This window comes from Treponema sp. R6D11, from assembly GCF_054786075.1.
Genome location: NZ_BDHD01001035.1, coordinates 1 through 297 on the forward strand (window position 1 = coordinate 1; position 297 = coordinate 297).

Genomic DNA, 297 nt, shown 5'->3' on the forward strand with positions numbered 1-297 from the left:
ACCTTTTGAGCATGGAAGACCCTGGCAGCGAGGGGGAATTTGCCGTAATTAGGGAAATTGCCGCCGGTTTCGCCAGACAAAAGGATTTTAACCGCCTTATCCATTTTTTAACGTCAAAAGCCATAAACAATCCCGCCGATGAAGAGGCTATCGTTTACGCGGCGGGGTTGTTTATGGCTTTTGACGTTAAAAAATGGATAAGGCGGTTAAAATCCTTTTTTCTTGCGAAACCGGCGGCAATTTCCCTAATTACGGCAAATTTCCCCTCGCTGCCAGGGTCTTCCATGCTCAAAAGGG

1 protein-coding gene is annotated in these 297 nt (G+C 47.1%); it reads left to right on the plus strand.

Annotated features, from left to right (window positions below):
- Positions 1-297, plus strand: a 297-nt coding sequence (locus ACYVTD_RS17355) for a hypothetical protein (protein WP_461248877.1), incomplete at both ends; no start/stop codon positions are given.